The following is a 20,402-nucleotide window of genomic DNA, read 5'->3' as shown; positions in this document are numbered from 1 at the left end:
CGACGGTGGGCCCGTCCCCCCTTGCGGGGAACGGGCCCACCCGTGCCGTGCTCCGTGCGAGTGACTCAGCCGGCGAGGATCGCGCGCGCCAGCTTCGCCGTCTCGGTCGGCGTCTTGCCGACCTTGACGCCGGCGGCCTCGAGGGCCTCCTTCTTCGCGGCGGCCGTGCCGGAGGAACCGGAGACGATGGCGCCGGCGTGGCCCATGGTCTTGCCCTCGGGCGCGGTGAAGCCCGCGACGTAGCCGACGACCGGCTTCTTCACGTTCTCCTTGATGTAGGCCGCGGCCCGCTCCTCGGCGTCGCCGCCGATCTCACCGATCATCACGATCAGGTCGGTGTCGGGGTCGGCCTCGAACGCGGCGAGCGCGTCGATGTGCGTGGTGCCGATGACCGGGTCGCCGCCGATGCCCACGGCGGAGGAGAAGCCGATGTCACGCAGCTCGTACATCATCTGGTACGTCAGCGTGCCGGACTTCGAGACCAGGCCGATGCGGCCCGGCTTGGTGATGTCGCCCGGGATGATGCCGGCGTTCGACTGGCCGGGGCTGATCAGACCCGGGCAGTTGGGGCCGATGATCCGGGTCTTGTTGCCCTTCTCCACGGCGTACGCGTAGAAGGCGGCGGAGTCGTGCACCGCGATGCCCTCGGTGATGACGACCGCGAGCGGGATCTCGGCGTCGATGGCCTCGACGACGGCGGCCTTGGCGAAGGCCGGCGGCACGAAGAGGACGGACACGTTGGCGCCCGTCTTCTCCATCGCCTCGGCGACCGTGCCGAAGACCGGGATCTCGTTGCCGTCGATGTCGACCGACGTGCCCGCCTTGCGGGGGTTCACGCCACCGACGATGTTCGTGCCGTCGGCCAGCATGAGCTTGGTGTGCTTCATGCCCGTGGCACCGGTCATGCCCTGGACGATGACCTTGGAGTCCTTGTTGAGGAAGATAGCCATGGCTGTCTGAGTCCCTCTTCCTTACTTCGCAGCCGCGAGCTCGGCGGCCTTGTCGGCCGCGCCGTCCATGGTGTCCACGCGCTGCACCAGCGGGTGGTTGGCGTCGGAGAGGATCTTGCGACCCAGCTCGGCGTTGTTGCCGTCGAGACGGACGACCAGGGGCTTGGTGACTTCCTCGCCCCTGTCCGCGAGCAGCTGCAGCGCCTGCACGATGCCGTTGGCGACCTCGTCGCAGGCGGTGATGCCGCCGAAGACGTTGACGAAGACGGACTTGACGTCCGGGTCGCCGAGGATGATCTCCAGGCCGTTCGCCATGACGGCGGCGGAGGCGCCGCCGCCGATGTCGAGGAAGTTGGCGGGCTTGACGCCGCCGTGCGCCTCACCGGCGTAGGCGACGACGTCCAGGGTGCTCATGACGAGACCCGCGCCGTTGCCGATGATGCCGACCTCGCCGTCGAGCTTGACGTAGTTGAGGTTCTTCTCCTTGGCGGCGGCCTCGAGCGGGTTGGCCGCGGCCTTGTCCTGGAGGGCCTCGTGGTCGGGGTGACGGAACTCGGCGTTGTCGTCCAGGGTCACCTTGCCGTCGAGGGCGATGACGTCACCGGAGGCGACCTTGGCCAGCGGGTTGACCTCGACGAGGAGCGCGTCCTCGGCGACGAAGGTCTTCCACAGGGTGACCAGGATGTCGGCGACCTTGTCGGCGACCTCGGCCGGGAAGTTCGCGGCCTCGACGATCTCGCGCGCCTTGGCGGGGGTCACACCCTCGTTGGCGTCGATCGGGGTCTTGGCGACGGCCTCCGGACGGGTGGCCGCCACCTCCTCGATCTCCACGCCGCCCTCGACGGAGGCGATGGAGAGGAAGGTGCGGTTGGCACGGTCGAGGAGGAAGGAGACGTAGTACTCCTCCAGGATCTCCGGGGCCGTCTCGGCGATCATCACCTTGTGGACCGTGTGGCCCTTGATGTCCATGCCGAGGATGTCCGTCGCGCGGGCGACGGCCTCGTCCGGGGTCGCGGCGAGCTTGACGCCGCCGGCCTTGCCGCGGCCACCGACCTTCACCTGGGCCTTGACGACGGACTTGCCACCGAGACGCTCGGTGGCTGCGCGGGCCGCCTCAGGCGTGTCGATGACTTCACCGGCCAGCACCGGTACATCGTGCTTGGCGAAGAGGTCCCTCGCCTGGTACTCGAACAGGTCCACGCGCTTCCGTCCCTATCAGTGATCTCGCGGTTCGTTGGATGCGTGGGCGTGCCGCGAAGGGCAACGTGACGTCCGCTGTGTCACAAGGGAGGCGCACACGGTGTCCGAGCGCGCGGCATGTCCGTCTCGCAGGTTATCGCCGCATGGGTGACCTCTCTAAATCGCGGGTCACACGTGAGCGGTGATACCTGTCACATGATGCCGCGTTCTCTGGCACGGCGTGCCTGGGGTGAGGGGCCTCACCGGGCTGGGGTTGACCCGGTGAGGCCCGTGCGAACAACCCGGAGGGCGCTGGACGCCCTGTGGTCCTGGGTTGCGGGGTGGACCGGCCCTCACCCCAATGAGGGCCGGCCGCCCCTCCGCGAGGGTGCGGCCGGACGAGCCGACGGCTTTCGGCTGTCCGGGGCGTGATGCCCCGCGGAGTCCTTCGTCACCCGCGAGCCAGAAGCGGGTGGGGAGGCGGGTGCGCGCAATGGAGGACGTCGTGGAGGGCGGTCCGCGCCGGTTCCCGCCGGGGCGGGAGGGACGGGTCCGCGCGGGCCCGCCCGCTCCGCCGTCGCGCGCATACGTCCGCTGCGAGGCGGGGCGCCGCCCTAGGCGGGTGAGACCGGGACGTCCCGGCAACGGTCCCGTGTCCCGGCCGTCTCGGCGGGCGCGGCGGGGCCGGGCACGAGCCGGGGCGCGGGACGGTGAAACGCGGGGACGGCGCACGCGTCACCGTGCCGCGGTGTGCCGTGGTCCGTCACCGAGCCGGTGCCCGTGGCGCCGTCCGGCCGGCCACCGGCCGGCGCGTACGGAGCGAGGACAGGTCCGGCGGGTACGTCGACACGGGCGACGGCGCCGCGTCCGCGGCCGCCCTGGTCTCCGGGGCGGCCGTGCGTCCCGCTGCCGACGCCGGTGAGCCGCGGACCGTGCAGGGCGGGGTCCGCGGCGCGGGCCGGGCCGTCCGGGACTCCGGAGGAGGTGCCCGGGGTACCGGCGGCCTCCGCGGCACTCGGGGCTCCCGGGGCTCCCGGGGCTCCCGGAGTGGGCACGGCGGGCACGGCGGGTGCCGGGGAGGACGGCTGATCCGGGCCGGGGACGGCCGGCTCGGGAAGGGTCTGCGCCGGGGCCTCGGGCAGCACCGGGACGTCCGGCAGCGGCACGGGCTGCTCCGGGCCGGGTGGGGCGGGGAGAGCAGGCAGCGCGGGCAGTGCCCCGGATGCCTCGTCCAGCCCGCCGGTCACCGTGCCCACCAGCTCCCCGGCCGGCCGCACGACCCGCTCCTCCACGGACCGGACCGCGGTCCCGGTCAGCGGACGGACCGGGTCGGCCGCCTCCGGGCGCGGCACGGTGAGGGCGTCGACGAGCGACCCGGGAGCGTTCCCCCCGGACGGGGTGCGCGGGCCGGTCGCCACCGGGGCCCCCGCGGCGGAGCTCTCCCGCACCGGCACGCCGTCCGCCGCCTGCGCCCGCTCCCCGCACAGCACACCGAGCACGAACACCGCGCCCACCAGCAGCGCCAGCTGGACCGCACGCCGCCCGGCCGCCGCGCGCAGCGCGCGCGGAGCGGCCCCGGACACGGCGGGGGACCAGGTCACGACGGGATTCCTCCCGGACGGCGGGGCGTGTGGGGACGCTGTACGTATCCGAATCGAACAGCGCCGATCCTCGCACGCGACTCCTGAGGGTGCGCAAGTCCGCTGTTACCGATGGTCAGTCATGTCTGTTCTCATCGGCCGGAATCCGTCCCTGTCACCCCGCGTCCGGTACCGGCAACGGCCGCCTCTCGATCGCCGCCGCCATCACCTCGGGGAACAGATCGGGCGTGCAGGCGAACGCCGGCGTGCCCAGGGCGGCAAGCGCCGCCGCGTGCTCCCTGTCGTAGGCCGGCGCCCCCTCGTCGGACAGCGCGAGCAGCGTCACGAACTGCACCCCCGACGCCTTCATCGCCGCCACCCGCTTGAGCATCTCGTCGCGTATCCCCCCTTCGTAGAGGTCGCTGATCAGCACCACCACCGTCTCCGCCGGGCGGGTGATCCGCGACTGGCAGTACGCGAGCGCCCGGTTGATGTCCGTGCCGCCGCCGAGCCGGGTGCCGAAGAGCACGTCGACGGGATCGTCGAGCTGGTCGGTGAGGTCGACGACCGCCGTGTCGAACACGACGAGCCGTGTGCTGATCGACCGCATCGACGCGAGCACCGCCCCGAACACCGACGCGTGGACGACGGACGCCGCCATCGACCCGGACTGGTCGACGCAGAGGACCACCTCCTTCTTCACCGACTGCGAGGCGTGCCCGTAGCCGACGAGCCGCTCGGGCACGACCGTCCGGTACTCCGGGAGGTAGTGCTTGAGGTTGGCCGCGATCGTGCGGTTCCAGTCGATGTCGTGGTGGCGCGGCCGGCTGACGCGGGCGCTGCGGTCGAGCGCGCCGGTGAGGGTGGCCCGGGTGCGGGTGGCGAGCCGCTTCTCCAGGTCCTCGACGACCTTGCGCACGACGGCCCGTGCCGTCTGCTTGGTCGTCTCCGGCATCGCCTCGTTCAGCGACAGCAGGGTGCCGACGAGGTGGACGTCGGCCTCGACCGCCTCCAGCATCTCCGGTTCCAGCAGGAGGGTGGCGAGGCCGAGCCGGTCGATGGCGTCGCGCTGCATGACCTGGACGACCGGGGAGGGGAAGTAGGTCCGGATGTCCCCGAGCCAGCGGGCCACCGACGGCGCCGACGCCCCGAGCCCCGCCGAGCGGTCGCGTCCCGGCCGCGGCCCGTCCCCCTTGCCGTAGAGCGCGGCGAGCGCCCCGTCCATCGCGGCGTCCCGCCCGGACAGCGCGCGGCCCGTCCCGTCGGCCGCGTCCCCGCCGAGCACGAGGCGCCATCTGCGCAGCCGCTCCCGCGCCGGGTCCGTCGTCGCGGTGGTCATGCGTGCCTCCCCGTGCGGTCGCGTGTCCGTCATCCCGTCACCCCCGCCGGTACGCCCGCTCCCTCGTCGTCGTCCCCGTCCGGCCCCAGCAGCAGCCGCACGACCGGCAGCACGGCGTCGGCGCGCGCGGTGTCGAGGCCGGACGCGAAGCCGGGCAGGCCGGAGGCCACCGCCGCGCTCCCGCGCGTCCCGGGCCCGCGCCGGACCAGCTCGCCGAGGGTGCGCCGCACCCCCGGTTCGTAGGCCGAGAACGTCCGCCGCAGCAGCGGCAGTACGTCCGTGAACGCCTCCGCCGGTACACCCGTCAGCCACGCGTCGACCAGCCCGAGCAGCCGCTCGTCGTGGACCAGGAGCAGCCCGCCGCCGGAGCCCTGGCCGACGAACCCCTCGATCCACGCGGCCGCGTCCGCCGGGGGTGTGCCCGGCGACAGTACGAGCCCCATGAGCCGCGCCGCCTCGTCCCGCGCCAGCTCACCGTCGTCCAGCAGCAGCCGCACGGACCGGCCCCGTAGGACGCCGGGCACGGTGTCCCGGGCGGACAGCGCCCGCAGCACCGACTGCCAGCGGGCGCGCAGCCGCCCGTGGCCCGGCGCGGGGGCGTCGCCGAGGAGACCCACCGCGCCGTGCACCGCGTCGACATGGCTCCGCATCTCCTCGGCGGCGTCCGCGTCGAGGGCGGTGCAGGCCGGGGGCAGTCCGACGAAGACCCGCTCGGCGAGACCGGCGGCGAGACCTGCCAGGGCCTCGGTGTCCGTGCCGCGCACGTCGCCGTAGCGCAGCGAGCGGACCAGGGCGGGCAGGGCCTGGGCGAGGTGGCCGACGTCCGTGTCGAGGGCCGCGCGGTCGGCGAGGATCCGCATCACCGCGGGCAGCGCCTCGGACAGCCCGGCCAGCAGGCAGTGCTCGGCGAGGCCGGTGACCTCGGCGAGGCCCCGCGCGGAGACGGCGTCCGCCTCCGCCCTGGCGGTCGCGGCGGCGAGCACGGTCGTCCCCCACACCCCGGCCTCGGCGACCCGCACGGACAGCTCCGGCTCCCAGCGCAGCCGCCAGGTCTCCCGGAAGGTCCCCGTGCTGCCGCGCGACACGGCCGGCTCGCCCCACCCGATGCCGAGCAGCCGCAGCCGGTGCAGCAGTCGGCTGCGCTCCGCGTCGGTCTCCCTGCGCAGGTCGAGCTCCAGCTCCCGCTCGGCCGCCTCCGGTCTGAGCCGCAGCCGGCGCTGGATCCGCGCGAGGTCACGCTGCAACGGCACGGCGGGCGCCGTGGCCGGTACCTCCCCCAGGACGTCACCGACGACCAGCCGGTCGTGCACCAGCGCCAGCGGCACGTCGGAGCCCTCGCACATCACCGCCCGCACCGCGTCGGTCGTCTCGCTCAGCCCGGGCAGCGGACGTCCGCGCATCGCCGCGAGGGTCTCCGCCAGCCGCACGGCCTCGATCACGTGCGCGGACGACACGATCCTGTCCTCGGCCCGCAGCAGTCGCGCCACCTTGGTCAGCCACCGCTCCACCGGCCGGTCCCGAGCATCGAACAGATGTCCGTACCAGCCCGGGGAGTCGATGCCCGCGCCGTAGCCGCTCACCCGGGAGAGCCTGCGGTTGGTCCAGGGCACCCAGGTCATGTCGGTCCTCACCCTGGGCAGCCCCTTCAGCAGGGCCCGGTCGGCGGCGACGGTGGCCTTCCGCCGCAGCGCCGGCACGTGCCAGGCCCCGCACACCACGGCCACGCCCTCCCCGAACTCCCGCTGTGCCGCGCGGATCCGCAGCCGCATGTGGGCCTCGCGCACCAGGTCCCGCTCGTGCCCCCCGCTGCCGTACTCCTCCCGCAGCACGGTCATGGCCTCCTCGAGCGCGGTGAACGGCGCGACCGGGTCCCCCTTCCCGACGCCCCGGTGCTCGACGACGTCCTCCCACCACCGCTCGGCATCGTCGTACCCGGCGGCCCCGGCCAGCACCCCCAGCGGATCGACCCGCACATCGCCCGCCGGCCCGGCTCCCTCACCCGGCGCCGCGCCGGGGCGCTCGTCCCGCGTGCCCGGGGCCGCGGCTCCCGGGCCGCGGCCCCCCTCCGCCGAGCCGGTCGCGGGCTCGCTCCCCTCACCGCCTTCCCCGTCGCCCCCGTCCCCCCTCTCCCAGGCCAGCGTGTGCGTGGCCGGCAGGTCGATGAAGCGGGCCGGGACCTCGTGCTCCAGCGCCCAGCGGATCGCGACCCACTCCGGGGAGAACTCGGCCAGCGGCCAGAAGGCCGAACGGCCGGGCTCGTCCACCGCGTGGGCGAGCAGCGCGACCGGCGGCCGCATGTCCTCCTCGCCGGCGAGCGGGATCAGCGCGTCCGCCTCCGGCGGGCCCTCGATCAGCACGACGCCCGGCCGGGCGTCCTCCAGCACGGCCCGCACCGCCCGCGCCGACCCCGGCCCGTGATGCCGCACCCCGAGCAGCAGCGGACCCGGCGCGTCCCCCTTCACCCCGCTCACGCACCGGCCTCCCGGCAGGCCCGGTAGAAGTCCTTCCAGCCGTCGCGCTCGCGGACGACGGTCTCCAGGTACTCCTGCCAGACGACACGGTCCGCCGCCGGGTCGCGGACGACCGCGCCGAGGATGCCCGCTGCGACGTCCCCGGCCCGCAGCACGCCGTCGCCGAAGTGGGCGGCCAGCGCCAGCCCGCCCGTGACGACGGAGATCGCCTCGGCGGTCGACAGCGTGCCGCTGGGCGACTTGAGCCTGGTCCGGCCGTCGGCCGTGACCCCGTCGCGCAGTTCACGGAAGACGGTGACGACCCGGCGGATCTCGTCGATGCCGTCGGGCACGGCCGGAAGGTCGAGGGAGCGGCCGATCTGGTCGACCCGGCGCGCGACGATGTCGACCTCCGCCTCGGGGGTCTCCGGGAGCGGCAGCACCACGGTGTTGAACCTGCGGCGCAGGGCGCTGGACAGGTCGTTGACCCCGCGGTCGCGGTCGTTGGCCGTGGCGATCAGGTTGAAGCCGCGGACCGCCTGCACCTCCTGGCCCAGCTCCGGTATCGGCAGTGTCTTCTCCGACAGGATCGTGATCAGCGAGTCCTGGACGTCGGCCGGGATGCGGGTCAGCTCCTCCACGCGGGCCGTCATGCCCTCCGCCATCGCCCGCATCACCGGGCTGGGCACGAGGGCGTCCCGGCTGGGGCCGTGGGCGAGCAGCCGTGCGTAGTTCCAGCCGTAGCGGATGGCCTCTTCGGGTGTGCCGGCGGTGCCCTGCACCAGCAGCGTCGAGTCGCCGCTGACCGCCGCGGCCAGGTGCTCGGAGACCCAGGTCTTCGCCGTGCCGGGCACCCCGAGCAGCAGCAGGGCTCGGTCGGTGGCGAGGGTGGTCACCGCGACCTCGACGATCCGGCGCGGACCGACGTACTTGGGCGTGATCACCGTGCCGTCCGGCAGGGTGCCGCCGAGCAGGTAGGTGGCAACGGCCCACGGCGACAGCCGCCAGCGGGCGGGGCGCGGACGGTCGTCCCGCGCCGCCAGCGCGGCGAGTTCGGCGGCGAAGGCGTCCTCGGCGTGCGGCCGCAGCGTCTGCGTCGTGGCCGTCGTCGTGTTCGCGGGCGCGGAGCCGTCCCGCATCGGGTCGACGGGCGTCGGTCCAACAGACACAGTCATGGCTTCAGTCCCCCTCCAGCTCGGCCGGTTCGGATCTGCCACCAACCGTGCACCACACCACTGACAATCGATCCGACCTGCACGAACGGGCACTCCGGGCCGATTGTCAGTGCCGGGACCTACTGTCGGTGTCATGACTCAGCAGGGGGTGCGCTGGACCGCGGAGCAGGTGCTGGCACTGGCGCCTGACGCCGCGTCACGCAAAGCGGGGAGCAAACTCGGCGCGGCCGGGCCGTGGTCGGAGGCCGGCAGTTCCGGCGAGGGGACGGTGTGGGGGCTGTGCGGGGGCAGCGGGAGCACGCCGTACCGGACGGCCGTCGACCTCACGGAGGCCTCCGGGCCCGCGTACACGTGCGGTTGTCCGGGCCGTGGAGGTCCCTGCGAGCACGCGCTCGGTCTGCTGCTGCTCTGGGCGGGCGGGGAGGATGCGGTGCCGCGGGCGGAGGCGCCGGAGTGGGCCGAGCGGTGGATCGCGGGCCGGCGCACGGCCGCGGAAGAGGAGGGGGCCGGGGACGCCGCGGGTTCCCCGCCGGCACCGGCGGATCCGGAGGCGGTGCGGCGCCGGGCGGAGCGCCGGGCCGAGCGGGTCACCGCGGGCGCGGTGGAGCTGGAGCAGCGCCTGGCGGATCTGCTCCGCGGCGGCCTGGCGTCGGCCGAGCAGTCCGGGTACGGCCTGTGGGAGGAGACCGCGGCCCGCATGGTGGACGCCCAGGCGCAGGGGCTGGCCACCCGGGTGCGGGAGCTGGGGGCGCTCCCCGACACCGGGCCGGGCCGGCCGGTGCGGCTGCTGGAGGAGTGCGCGCTGCTGCACCTCCTGGCCCGGGGCTGGCTGCGCCGGGAGCGGCTGCCGCAGGGGCTCGCCGCGACGGTCCGTTCCCGGATCGGCCTGTCCGCTCCGGCGGAGGGCCCGCCGGTGCGGGACCGCTGGCTCGTCCTCGCCCAGTACGACACGGCGGACAGCCGCCTGACGACCCGCCGCATCTGGCTGTACGGCACCGGCTCGGGGCGTACGGCGCTGCTACTGTCCTACGGTGCTGCGGGCCGGGCGCCTGAGCTCGCGCTGCCGGTCGGGCTGGTCCTGGACGCGGAGGTGTCCGCGTACCCGGGGGCGGCACAGGTGCGGGTGGCCCTGGGGGACCGGTTCGCGCCGCCCGCGCCGACGGCGGTGCGCCCACCGGGCTCGACGACGGGCCGGGCGGCCGCCCGCTACGGCGAGGCGCTGCGCGACGACCCGTGGCTGGACTCGGTGCCGGTGACGCTGGAGCGGGTGATACCGGCGCGGGCCGGTGACGGCTGGCAGCTGGCCGACGCCGACGAGGACGCGGCCCTGCCGCTCACCCCGGCCGCGTGCGCCCGCCCCGGTCTGTGGCGCCTGGTCGCCCTGTCGGGCGGCGCCCCGGTCAGGGTCTTCGGCGAGTGCGGCCACCAGGGATTCACCCCTTTGGCGGCATGGCCGCGGGGCCCCGGAGAGGCGGTGGCGCTGTGCTGAGCAGCGCGTTCCCCGCCGCCCCCGCCCACCCCATGAATCTTTCGGACATCACTGGACACTCGGTGCACCTGAGTCTTCGGCCGTTCCGGGACACCCGTCGGAAAGGAAGCTCATGAGCAGGACGACCGTCGCCGTGGACGCGTCCCTCCCCGACTGGGAGGACCTGGTGACCACGGCCCTGCTGGGCACGGACCGGCGCACACCGGCGGGGGTCGCGCCCGGTCCGCGGGCGCCGTCGGCCCTGCTGGACGCGGTGGCCGTGGCGACGGTACGGCGACGGGCCGGGCTGCGGCCCGCGCGGGCCGCGGAGCGTCCGCCGCCCGCTCCCGAGGACCCGCGCCCTCCGCTGCCGCCCGCGGCCGCGCGCCGGCTCGCGATGCTGCTCGCCGACCGCCCCGGCACCTCCGGCGGCGGACGCCGGGGCACGGCACCGGATCTCATGGAGCTGCTGCCCCAGTGGCTGGCCGCGGCGAACGCCCGGGATTTCGCGCCGCCGCCCGCGGTGCTGCCCGCCCTGCTCGACGCCGCGCGGGGGCGCACGGACCTGCGACCGGCGGCACTGCGGTTCGCCGGGCCGCGCGCCCTGTGGCTGGCCCGGCTCAACCCGGACTGGCGGTTCGCCCTGCGTTCCGCACCGGGCGGCGGGACGGCCGTGCCCGGCCTCCACGACACGGACGGGACACGGCGGCTCTGGGAGGAGGGCCTCTTCGCGGAGCGGGTCGCTCTCCTCGCCGCCCTGCGCTCCCGCGAGCCCGCCGCCGCACGCCGTCTTCTCGATTCGACCTGGGCCACGGAGCGGGCCGAGGACCGGCTGATGTTCCTGGACTCGCTGCGCACCGGTCTGAGCCCGGACGACGAGTCCTTCCTGGAGCGGGCCCTGGCCGACCGCAGCCGCAACGTACGGGCGACCGCGGCGGAGTTGCTGTCGGCGCTGCCCGGCTCCGCCCTGGCGGGACGGATGGCGGTCAGAGCCGGTGCCTGTGTGGCCGTGGACCACACACGGGACGTACCGACGATCGCCGTGGAGGCACCGCACGAGTGCGACGCGGGCATGGAACGCGACGGTGTGGTGGCCAAGGCCCCGGCGGGCCGGGGCGAACGGTCGTGGTGGCTGGGCCAGTTGGTGGAGGCGGCGCCCCTCGGCGGCTGGTCGCGGCGGCTCGGCGGGCGCACCCCGCAGGAGATCGTGGCGTTGCCGGTGGCGGACGACTGGCAGGGCGAACTGCACGCGGCCTGGTGCCGGGCGGCGGTGCGGCAGCGGGACGCGGCGTGGTCCCGGGCGCTGCTCGGGAACCCCTCCGCACCGGAGGCGGGCGGTCCGGGGGCGGTGTCCCTCGCCGAACGCGCCCGGCTGCTCGGCACGCTGGACGCCGCCGAACGGGCGGAGTGGGTCGCCGGTTTCATCGACACGCACGGCCTGTCCGAGGCGTTCCAGCTGCTCGGGGTGTGCGCCGTGCCCTGGGCTGCGCCGGTCGGGCGGGCGGTGGTCGACGCGCTCGACATCGCGCGTGACGCAGGGAGTTATCCATGGAGTTTCAGCGGAGTCATGGGCCTGGCCGAACGCTGCCTGGACCCGTCCGAGGCCGGCCGCCTCGACGCGCTCCTGGCGATACCGGACGAGCCGGAGAACGCCTCACCGGGCGCCGGGGGCTACTGGTCGGAGGCGTTCCAGCGGCTGGTCACCACACTGCGCCTGCGCGCGGCCATGCTGGCGGAGCTGTCCCCGCCCGCTCCCTGACCCGGTCCGCTCCCGCCGCCTCGCCCGCCGGTGCCGGGGGCGCGCCGCCCGTGGACGACTCGGGACCCGGGCTCCCGGCCGGGACGCCCGCGGGGGCCGGCCCGGCAGGGTGTCGCGGGGACGCGTGTCCGGGGCCGGTGGCGGTCCCGGACGGCGGCGTCCGCCGTCCTCACCACCCCGACCCGGGTCCGCCCCCGCGCGTCGGGGCGGACCGGCCGCCCGCCGAGAACGGCCGGTTACGCCTCCGCGGTCTGGCGGGCGTTCGCGCGGACCCAGTCCACGATCGACGCCGTGGTCGCGCCCGGGGTGAAGATCTCCGCGACGCCCTTCTCCTTCAGCGGGGCGATGTCCGCCTCGGGGATGATGCCGCCGCCGAACACCAGGATGTCCGCGGCGTCCCGCTGCTCGAGCAGCTCGATGACCGCCGCGAAGAGCGTGTTGTGCGCCCCGGAGAGGATGGAGAGACCGATCGCGTCGGCGTCCTCCTGGATCGCGGTGTCGACGATCTGCTCGGGGGTCTGGTGAAGCCCGGTGTAGATCACCTCCATACCGGCGTCGCGCAGCGCCCGCGCGATCACCTTGGCCCCGCGATCGTGGCCGTCGAGCCCCGGCTTGGCCACCACCACGCGGATCGGACCGGCTGCCACACCCATCACTGCCTCCATGAAGCGACTACATCCATCCGTATCGACAAGTACCGCACACATCGCACGGACACCCCGGCCCGGACCGGCCCGAGAAGTGAACGAACGTTATCTCCAGCATCCCGCAACCGGCAGTTTCGCGGTGCGCAGGGAGGGGGAAATCACACGGTGGGACACGTTCACCGCGCAGCGTTCCCGGGCCCCGGGGCCCGCACACCGCGTGCTCGTGCGACACACGTGCATCGGTGGGACCATGCGCATAAGGGATTCGTACCGAGGCCGACGCACCACCGCGCCCCCTCCACGCACCGCACGCGCGTACCGTCGGCCGCTCTCGGAGCGACATCCCATGAGGGCACCCGGGGGACGAGGCCGTCCTTCCGCGTGCCGACAGGAGGTCGGCCATGAAGGTCACCGAGGCAGCTCTTCCGTTCCTGCCCCTCTGCCGGCGTCTTCTGCCGACGCGGCTGGCGGATCTCTCCGTGGCCCTGCTGAAGGCGACCGCCCTGGAGCTGGCGATCCTGGCGGGCCACCTGCTGCTCTATCCGGCCGGGATCGTCCAGGAGCGGCGAGACCAGTGCCGCCCCATGCTGCCCGCGCCGGACGGCGCCGCACAGCTTCCGGCGGAGGCCAAACCCCCGGTCGTCCTGCTGCACGGCTTCATCGACAACCGCTCGGTCTTCGTGCTGCTGCGCCGCAGCCTGTCCCAGCACGGCAGGCATCAGATCGAGTCGCTGAACTACTCCCCGCTGACCTGCGACATCCGCATCGCCGCCGAACTGCTCGGCCGGCACATAGAGCAAGTGTGCGAACGCACGGGCAGCCGCCAGGTGGACGTGGTCGGGCACAGCCTCGGGGGACTGATCGCGCGGTACTACGTGCAGCGACTGGGCGGTGACACCCGCGTGCGGACGCTCGTCACGCTCGGCACGCCGCACTCCGGTACGCGCGTCGCGCCCCTGGCCAACGCGCACCCCATCGTGCGCCAGATGCGCCCCGGCTCACCGGTGCTCGAGGAGCTCGCGCTGCCCTCGCCCGGCTGCCGCACCCACTTCGTCGCCTTCTGGAGCGACCTCGACCACATCATGGACCCGCTGGAGACGGCCTGCATCGAGCACCCGGACCTGACCGCGGTGAACGTGCGGGTGAGCGGCGTCGGCCACCTCGCCCTGCCCGTGCACCCGGCCGTGGCGACCGGCATACGGCAGGCCCTGGACACGGCACACCCCGGGGAGCCGTCCACCGGCCGGGCGCACGGCCTGACGGTGGCATAGGAGCGGCACGGCACGACACGCCCGGCACCCGTCCCCCGTGGCACGACGATCACGGCGTCCACATACGAACAACAACGGTCCGACACGGCCGACTTACGGCCGCCGACGCATCCACAATCTCGAACAGACTTCGAACAAAGAGCCAAGACCGCGCCCGCCGTCCCCCAAAACACGACCGAATGCCCGTTTCCTGCGCGCGCGAAACCTGGGGAAGATTGTCGTGCCCGCGTACCGCCGGGTACAGTCGCCGCACTGCTCTGGCAGCCCCTGTTGTCGAGGCGAAAGAGAAGTTGGTGAACGACCGTCACCCGTCGGGGACCATGGCCCCGGCTCCGGCTTCCGACGCCGCCTCGGCGCCCTACGCGCCGTACGGCACCCAGGAAGCCCCGTACGGCGACTTCACCACGTACGGCGCCCACGACGCCAATGGTTTTGCCGCCACGCACTACGGCACCGGCGGCCACACCACCACCGGAACCTTCGCCACCGACCCCCTCTTCGGGGACCTCCCGGGCGGCGGCCAGGACACGGGGGCGTACGACAGCGGGCAGTGGACCACGGTCGGCCAGGAAACCGGGCAGTACGACGCGTACGCGGCCCAGCATCCCGCCCCGTACGACACCGGCGATTACGACGCGACCGCCTGGACCACCGGCCACCAGCCGATGACGGTGATCCCGACGCAGGGCACCTCGCCCGAGACCAGTGGTCAGTGGGACGCCGGCGCCTGGCTCCAGCCCGACCAGGCAGAGAGCCCCGCGGACGGGACGCAGCACTGGGACTGGGGCACGCAGACCTTCGACAGCGGTGCCTACGACGCCACGCAGTGGAACTCCGACGGCGGCGACACCGCGGCCGGGTCCGCCGGCTCCGACGGTTACGAGCCGCAGACCGAGTCCTTCGGCCAGGACACCTACGCCGGCCAGGACACGTACGAGCAGGACACGTACGACCAGGAGGCGTACGAGCCCCCCGCCGCCGACGCGCCGGCCCACGGCGAACCGGCCGACACCGGTGAACTGCCCGCGGTCTCCCTGCTCGACGACCAGGAGGAGGTCCTCCCCGTCCCGGCGCCCCGCGCGGCCTCGCGCGCCGGGTCCCGCTCCCGCCGCCGTACGCCCCCCAAACGCTCCGCGCTGCTGACGGTGGCCGTTCCTTCCGCGTGTGTGATGGGCGTGGCCGGCATCGCCGCGGCCTCGGTCGGCAACCTGACCGAGGACGGCGGCCAGGAGACCACGACGACCGCGGCCGACGTCCAGCCGGTGAAACCGTCCGCCGCCAACGTCAAGCTGGACACCCAGCTCGAGAGCCTCGCCGCCGGCGCCGACGACTTCGCCGACCGGGCCAGCCGCACCCAGGAGCGCATCGACCTCAAGGCGCAGCAGGAGGCCGAGCGCAAGCGGGCGGCGGAGGAGGCGGCCCGCAAGGAGCGGCTGCGCCCCAAGTTCGCCCTTCCCGTCACACAGCACGGACTCAGCGCCTACTACGGCCAGTCCGGCATCAACTGGATGTCCGTCCACACCGGCATCGACTTCCCCGTCTCGTACGGCGCTCCGGTGCTGGCCGCGACCGACGGCACCGTCCGTACGCAGTACAACTCCGCCTACGGCAACATGATGATCGTGACGGCCAAGGACGGCACGGAGACGTGGTACTGCCACCTCTCCAGCTACCAGGTCCCCGCCGGTTCGACCGTGAAGGCCGGCGACCAGATCGCGTTCTCCGGGAACTCGGGCAACTCGACCGGCCCGCACCTGCACTTCGAGGTGCGCCCCGGCGGCGGCGCGGCGATCGACCCGCTCGCCTGGTTCCGCAGCCACGGCCTCGACCCGTCGTAGGACCTCCCCCGACGGGTCGCGGCCCGCGACTACAGCTTCTCGACCGGCGCGTACCGCAGCAGCAGCCGCTTGGGCTTGGTGTCCCCGAAGTCGATCGTCGCCTCCGCGTTCGCCCCCGTGCCCTTCACGGCGACCACGGTGCCGAGGCCGAACTGGTCGTGCGTGACACGGTCCCCGACCGCCAGTGACACCACGGGCTTCTCCGCCGTCCGCCGGGTGGCGAAGCCGGAGGCTCCCGACGCCGACGAGCGGGAGCGGGACGACGACAGCGAGGCCGCCACACCCGACGCCGGACCGGAGGGCACGGGCGCGCTCGAGCCCGTCCGCTTCCACTCCAGGTGGGCGGCCGGGATCTCCTCCAGGAACCGCGAGGGCGGGTTGTACGACGGCTGGCCCCACGCGCTGCGCAGCGTCGACCGGGTGAGGTACAGCCGCTCCCGCGCGCGTGTGATGCCGACGTACGCCAGTCGCCGCTCCTCCTCCAGCTCCTTGGTCTGGCCGAGGGCGCGCATGTGCGGGAAGACGCCGTCCTCCATGCCGGTCAGGAAGACGACCGGGAACTCCAGGCCCTTGGCGGTGTGCAGGGTCATGAGGGTGATGACGCCGGAGCCGTCCTCCTCCTCGTCGGGGATCTGGTCGGAGTCGGCGACCAGGGCGACCTGCTCCAGGAAGTCGGACAGCGCGACCGACTCGCCGTCGCCGCGCTCCTGCTCGAACTCCAGGGCGACGGCCGCGAGTTCCTGGAGGTTCTCGATGCGGGTCTCGTCCTGCGGGTCGGTGGACGCCTGCAACTCGGCCAGGTAGCCGGTGCGTTCGAGGATCGCCTCGAGGACCGTCGCCGGGCCCGCTCCGGACTCCACGACCGTGCGGAGGTCCTCCATCAGCGTGTTGAACCGCTTCACGGCGTTCGACGAGCGGGCGGCCATGCCGTACGCCTCGTCGACGCGCTTCAGCGCCTGCGGGAAGCTGATCTTCTCCCGCTGGGCGAGCGCGTCGATCATGGCTTCCGCGCGGTCGCCGATGCCCCGCTTCGGGACGTTGAGGATGCGGCGCAGCGGCACCGCGTCCTCGGGGTTGGCGAGCACCCGCAGATAGGCCAGGACGTCCCTGACCTCCTTGCGCTCGTAGAAGCGGACGCCGCCGACCACCTTGTAGGGCAGGCCGACGCGGATGAAGATCTCCTCGAAGACACGGGACTGGGCGTTGGTGCGGTAGAAGACGGCGACATCGCCCGCCTTGGCCTCGCCCGCGTCCGTGAGGCGGTCTATCTCGTCGGCGACGAACTGCGCCTCGTCGTGCTCGGTGTCGGCGACGTACCCGGTGATCCGCGCGCCGGAGCCGGCGTTGGTCCACAGGTTCTTCGGGCGGCGCGACTCGTTGCGCTCGATGACGGCGTTGGCGGCGCTCAGAATGGTCTGGGTGGAGCGGTAGTTCTGCTCCAGCAGGATCGTCGTCGCGTCCGGGTAGTCCTCCTCGAACTGGAGGATGTTGCGGATCGTCGCGCCGCGGAACGCGTAGATCGACTGGTCGGCGTCGCCCACCACGCACAGCTCGGCGGGTGGGACCTCGGCCTCCGGCGGTACGTCGACGGGGTGCTCGACGGTGCCGACCAGCTCGCGGACCAGGGCGTACTGAGCGTGGTTGGTGTCCTGGTACTCGTCGACCAGGACGTGCCGGAAGCGGCGGCGGTAGTGCTCGGCGACGTCCGGGAAGGCGCGGAGCAGATTGACCGTCGTCATGATCAGGTCGTCGAAGTCCAGCGCGTTCGCCTCGCGCAGCCGGGACTGGTACAGCGCGTAGGCCTGGGCGAGGGTCTTCTCGAAGCCGTCGGATGCCTGGGCGGCGAAGTCCTCCTCGTCGATCAGCTCGTTCTTCAGGTTGCTGATCCTGGCGCTGAAGGACTTCGGCGGGAAGCGCTTGGGGTCGAGGTCCAGGTCGCGGCAGACCAGGGCCATCAGGCGCTTGGAGTCGGCGGCGTCGTAGATCGAGAACGACGACGTGAAGCCGAGCTTCTTGCTCTCGCGGCGCAGGATGCGCACACACGCGCTGTGGAACGTCATGACCCACATGGCGCCCGCGCGCGGGCCGACGAGCTGCTCGACGCGCTCCCTCATCTCACCCGCGGCCTTGTTGGTGAAGGTGATCGCGAGGATCTGGCCCGGGTGGACGTTCCGCTCGGCCAGCAGGTGGGCGATGCGGTGGGTGAGCACGCGGGTCTTGCCGGAACCGGCGCCGGCCACGATGAGCAGCGGGGAGCCGGAGTGCACGACGGCGGCGCGCTGGTTGTCGTTCAGCCCCTCCAGCAGCGCGGCGGCGTCCATCACCGGACGCGGTGCCCCGTCGCGGTAGTAGGAGTCCCTTTCCGGCGGCACGTCGAACTTCCCGCCGAACAGATCGTCCGGAACGGTCTCCGGAGCATGATCGTCCTCGGGTGGCGGCGGGGGCTCGTCCGCGGGGCCCCGCTGGGCCTGGAGGTCCGCCAGGAAGCTGTCGTCAAAGAGGCTGCTCATCGCTCTCCGAGTCTAGGGTGCCCCACCGACAACCCGGGCCCGCCCCGGGAACATCCCCCGGTTTCCGCCCCGCCCGGGCACCGGGACCCGGCCACCGCACGAACGGGCACCCTCCAGGACCGCCGCCTCACCCTGAGTGACCCACTGCATAAGGTCACAAAAATGTATCGGGCATATCGCCCATCAACCTTCACAGGGGCCACACCAGTTGGCTACGGTGCGGGCGGGCCGCACGACCCCCACCGGCGAACGTCGCCGGGCCGCGCGGCCCCCGCCGAGTCCGTCACTGCCCCCGCGGCAGCCGGAGCCGGGGACCCACCGAATCCCTGGGGTGAGTCGGCCCACTCCCTCACGGAGCGGCCGTAGGGCAACCCTTCCGAACCACCCGCCCGAACCCGACAGCTAACCCGGTAGGCGGAGCACTGGAAGGAGTCGCCTCCCTTGGCGTCGCACCGCAAGTCGCGCACCCCCGGCACCCGCGTGGCAGGCATACGGACCCCGGCCCTCGCCACGGCCGCCCTGACCTCCGTCGCCCTGCTCTCCCAGACGGCGGGCGCCGTCCCCACGGACGACGACAAGCCGAGCCTGGAGGAGGTCGAGAAGAAGGTCGGCGACCTCTACCGCCAGGCGGAGTCGGCGACCGAGAAGTACAACGCCGCCAAGGAGAAGACCGCCAAGCAGCGCAAGCGCGTCGACACCCTCCTCGACGACGTGGCCAAGCGCACCCAGAAGCTCAACGACGCGCGCGAGGAGCTGGGTTCCTTCGCCGCCGCGCAGTACCGGACCGGTGCGGGCGTCCCCGACACCGCGACCTTCCTGCTCGCGGACACACCGCAGGACGTCTTCGACCAGCGCCAGGTGATGGACCGGATGACCGGCCGCCAGAAGGTGGCGGTCGACGACTACGTCACCCAGCAGTCCGAGACGATGAAGAAGCGCCAGGAGGCCACCGAGAGCCTCGAGACGCTCACCGAGTCGCAGGGCGACCTGAAGACGGCCAAGGCCACCGTCCAGAAGAAGCTCGCCGACGCGCGCGAGCTGATGTCGAAGCTGACCGCCGAGGAGAAGGCGCGGCTCGCGGCGATCGAGAAGGAGAAGCAGGAGGAGGCCGCCCGCAAGGCCGCCGAGCTCGCCCGGCAGCAGGCGGAGCAGGAGGCGGCCCGGGAGGCGGCCCAGCAGGAGGCCGCGCAACAGGAGGCCGCGCAACAGGACAGCGGCAGCACGGGCACGACCGAGTCCTCCGGTTCGGTCACCTCACCGTCGACGTCGACGGACTCCTCGTACGCCACCAAGGCCGAGAAGGCCCTCGCCTTCGCCCGCGCGCAGATCGGAAAGCCGTACGTCTGGGGCGCCACCGGCCCGGGCTCCTACGACTGCTCCGGCCTCACCCAGGCCGCCTGGAAGGCCGCCGGCGTCACCATCCCGCGCACCACCTACGACCAGGTGGGCGCGGGCACGACGGTCTCCGTCTCCCAGGCCCAGCCCGGTGACCTGGTCTTCTTCTACGACGACGTCACGCATGTGGGCATCTACGTCGGCAACGGCATGATGATCCACGCCCCGAAGCCCGGCACCTACGTCCGCGAGGAGTCGATCTTCTACGACGGCGAGTCCTCGATCCACAGCGTGGTGCGCCCCGCCTGACCCGCCCGGCGGCCGGAGCCGTCGGGCGTGTCCTTCAGCGGAGATCAGGTCCACAGCACGGCGATGAAGATGTTCGTCACGGTCAGCAGGCCGACCAGGCCGAACAGGCCTTTGTCCACCTTCTCGTCGTCCCGCTTCACGTAGACCAGACCGAGGATCACGATCAGCAGGGCCAGCTTCACGCCGATCTTGACGTTGTCGACGGAGTAGTCCTGCGCCTGGTTCAGGCCGACCAGGACCACACCGGTGACCAGCATCGTCAGGGCACCGTGCAGCATCGCGGGGACGAAACGCGCGGTGCCCGCGCCCATCGCCTTCATCTGGGTGAGGAAGCCCCCGAGGAGCGACGCGATTCCGATGATGTGCAGACCGACGAAGATGTGGATGAGTACGTCCATGAGGCCGGAGCCTAGCCACCCCCGCCTCGTAGCATTCCGGCGCCCTCGTCCTGTCCTCATCCCTCGCTTCGGTCATCACCCGGAGTGAAGACGGCGAAGCCTGAACGGGATGCCGGTCACCATCGGTCACCCGATGGTCCGCCCACGCCACTTCCGCACAACCCGTCACCCGGGCCGTGCGGCGCGCCCTAGCG

14 protein-coding genes and 1 riboswitch are annotated in these 20,402 nt (G+C 73.2%); of the genes, 5 read left to right on the top strand and 9 right to left on the bottom strand.

Annotated features, from left to right (window positions below; translation table 11 throughout):
- Positions 1 to 65: 65 nt before the first annotated feature.
- The 6 genes from sucD to F1615_RS27140 form a co-directional block, all read right to left on the bottom strand.
- Positions 66 to 950 carry a succinate--CoA ligase subunit alpha gene (sucD, locus tag F1615_RS27165; protein ID WP_037932967.1) on the bottom strand — a complete coding sequence of 295 codons (885 nt, stop codon included), beginning with the start codon at positions 948 to 950 and terminating at the stop codon, positions 66 to 68.
- 21 nt (positions 951 to 971) lie between these two features.
- Positions 972 to 2,150 (bottom strand): ADP-forming succinate--CoA ligase subunit beta, encoded by a 1,179-nt coding sequence (gene sucC, locus F1615_RS27160; RefSeq protein ID WP_149551675.1) that lies wholly within the window; start codon positions 2,148 to 2,150, stop codon positions 972 to 974.
- 593 nt (positions 2,151 to 2,743) lie between these two features.
- Positions 2,744 to 3,730 (bottom strand): hypothetical protein, encoded by a 987-nt coding sequence (locus tag F1615_RS27155; protein WP_149551674.1) that lies wholly within the window; start codon positions 3,728 to 3,730, stop codon positions 2,744 to 2,746.
- 154 nt (positions 3,731 to 3,884) lie between these two features.
- The gene (locus F1615_RS27150) at positions 3,885 to 5,048 is read right to left on the bottom strand and encodes a vWA domain-containing protein (protein ID WP_149551673.1); all 1,164 of its coding nucleotides are present in this window, start codon (positions 5,046 to 5,048) and stop codon (positions 3,885 to 3,887) included.
- A gap of 29 nt (positions 5,049 to 5,077) precedes the next feature.
- Positions 5,078 to 7,519 carry a DUF5682 family protein gene (locus tag F1615_RS27145; protein ID WP_149551672.1) on the bottom strand — a complete coding sequence of 814 codons (2,442 nt, stop codon included), beginning with the start codon at positions 7,517 to 7,519 and terminating at the stop codon, positions 5,078 to 5,080.
- Positions 7,516 to 8,673, bottom strand: coding sequence for an ATP-binding protein (locus F1615_RS27140; protein ID WP_149551671.1), 1,158 nt, complete (start codon positions 8,671 to 8,673; stop codon positions 7,516 to 7,518). Before F1615_RS27140 ends, F1615_RS27145 begins: the two co-directional genes overlap by 4 nt.
- Before the next feature lie 133 nt (positions 8,674 to 8,806).
- On the opposite strand from F1615_RS27140, the gene F1615_RS27135 reads away from it, so the two are divergent.
- Both F1615_RS27135 and F1615_RS27130 read left to right on the top strand, forming a co-directional pair.
- A complete protein-coding gene (locus F1615_RS27135; RefSeq protein ID WP_149551670.1) occupies positions 8,807 to 10,162 on the top strand; it encodes an SWIM zinc finger family protein in 1,356 nt (451 codons plus the stop codon).
- 112 nt (positions 10,163 to 10,274) lie between these two features.
- Positions 10,275 to 11,900 carry a DUF5691 domain-containing protein gene (locus F1615_RS27130; protein WP_149551669.1) on the top strand — a complete coding sequence of 542 codons (1,626 nt, stop codon included), beginning with the start codon at positions 10,275 to 10,277 and terminating at the stop codon, positions 11,898 to 11,900.
- Between the two features lie 236 nt (positions 11,901 to 12,136).
- On the opposite strand, the gene F1615_RS27125 is transcribed toward F1615_RS27130, so the two are convergent.
- Positions 12,137 to 12,553, bottom strand: a complete 417-nt coding sequence (locus F1615_RS27125) for a cobalamin B12-binding domain-containing protein (protein WP_037939613.1) — start codon at positions 12,551 to 12,553, stop codon at positions 12,137 to 12,139.
- Between the two features lie 395 nt (positions 12,554 to 12,948).
- Between F1615_RS27125 and F1615_RS27120 the strand changes: the two genes are divergently transcribed.
- Both F1615_RS27120 and F1615_RS27115 read left to right on the top strand, forming a co-directional pair.
- Positions 12,949 to 13,818, top strand: coding sequence for an esterase/lipase family protein (locus F1615_RS27120; protein ID WP_149551668.1), 870 nt, complete (start codon positions 12,949 to 12,951; stop codon positions 13,816 to 13,818).
- Between the two features lie 179 nt (positions 13,819 to 13,997).
- Positions 13,998 to 15,656, top strand: coding sequence for a M23 family metallopeptidase (locus F1615_RS27115; RefSeq protein WP_149551667.1), 1,659 nt, complete (start codon positions 13,998 to 14,000; stop codon positions 15,654 to 15,656).
- Between the two features lie 29 nt (positions 15,657 to 15,685).
- Here the strand turns inward: F1615_RS27115 and pcrA are convergent, their stop codons facing one another.
- Positions 15,686 to 18,166 (bottom strand): DNA helicase PcrA, encoded by a 2,481-nt coding sequence (gene pcrA / locus F1615_RS27110; RefSeq protein ID WP_149551666.1) that lies wholly within the window; start codon positions 18,164 to 18,166, stop codon positions 15,686 to 15,688.
- A gap of 283 nt (positions 18,167 to 18,449) precedes the next feature.
- A riboswitch (cyclic di-AMP (ydaO/yuaA leader) is annotated at positions 18,450 to 18,600 on the top strand.
- Between the two features lie 7 nt (positions 18,601 to 18,607).
- Here pcrA and F1615_RS27105 point away from each other — a divergent pair.
- Positions 18,608 to 19,810, top strand: a complete 1,203-nt coding sequence (locus F1615_RS27105; RefSeq protein WP_149551665.1) for an NlpC/P60 family protein — start codon at positions 18,608 to 18,610, stop codon at positions 19,808 to 19,810.
- Between the two features lie 44 nt (positions 19,811 to 19,854).
- Here the strand turns inward: F1615_RS27105 and F1615_RS27100 are convergent, their stop codons facing one another.
- Positions 19,855 to 20,208, bottom strand: coding sequence for a hypothetical protein (locus tag F1615_RS27100; RefSeq protein WP_149551664.1), 354 nt, complete (start codon positions 20,206 to 20,208; stop codon positions 19,855 to 19,857).
- Positions 20,209 to 20,402: the final 194 nt, after the last annotated feature.

Source organism: Streptomyces marokkonensis, from assembly GCF_008312835.1.
Lineage (GTDB): Bacteria > Actinomycetota > Actinomycetes > Streptomycetales > Streptomycetaceae > Streptomyces > Streptomyces marokkonensis_A.
Note: the sequence above shows the minus strand (reverse complement) of the source record. Positions and strands in the feature narration are given on the sequence as shown.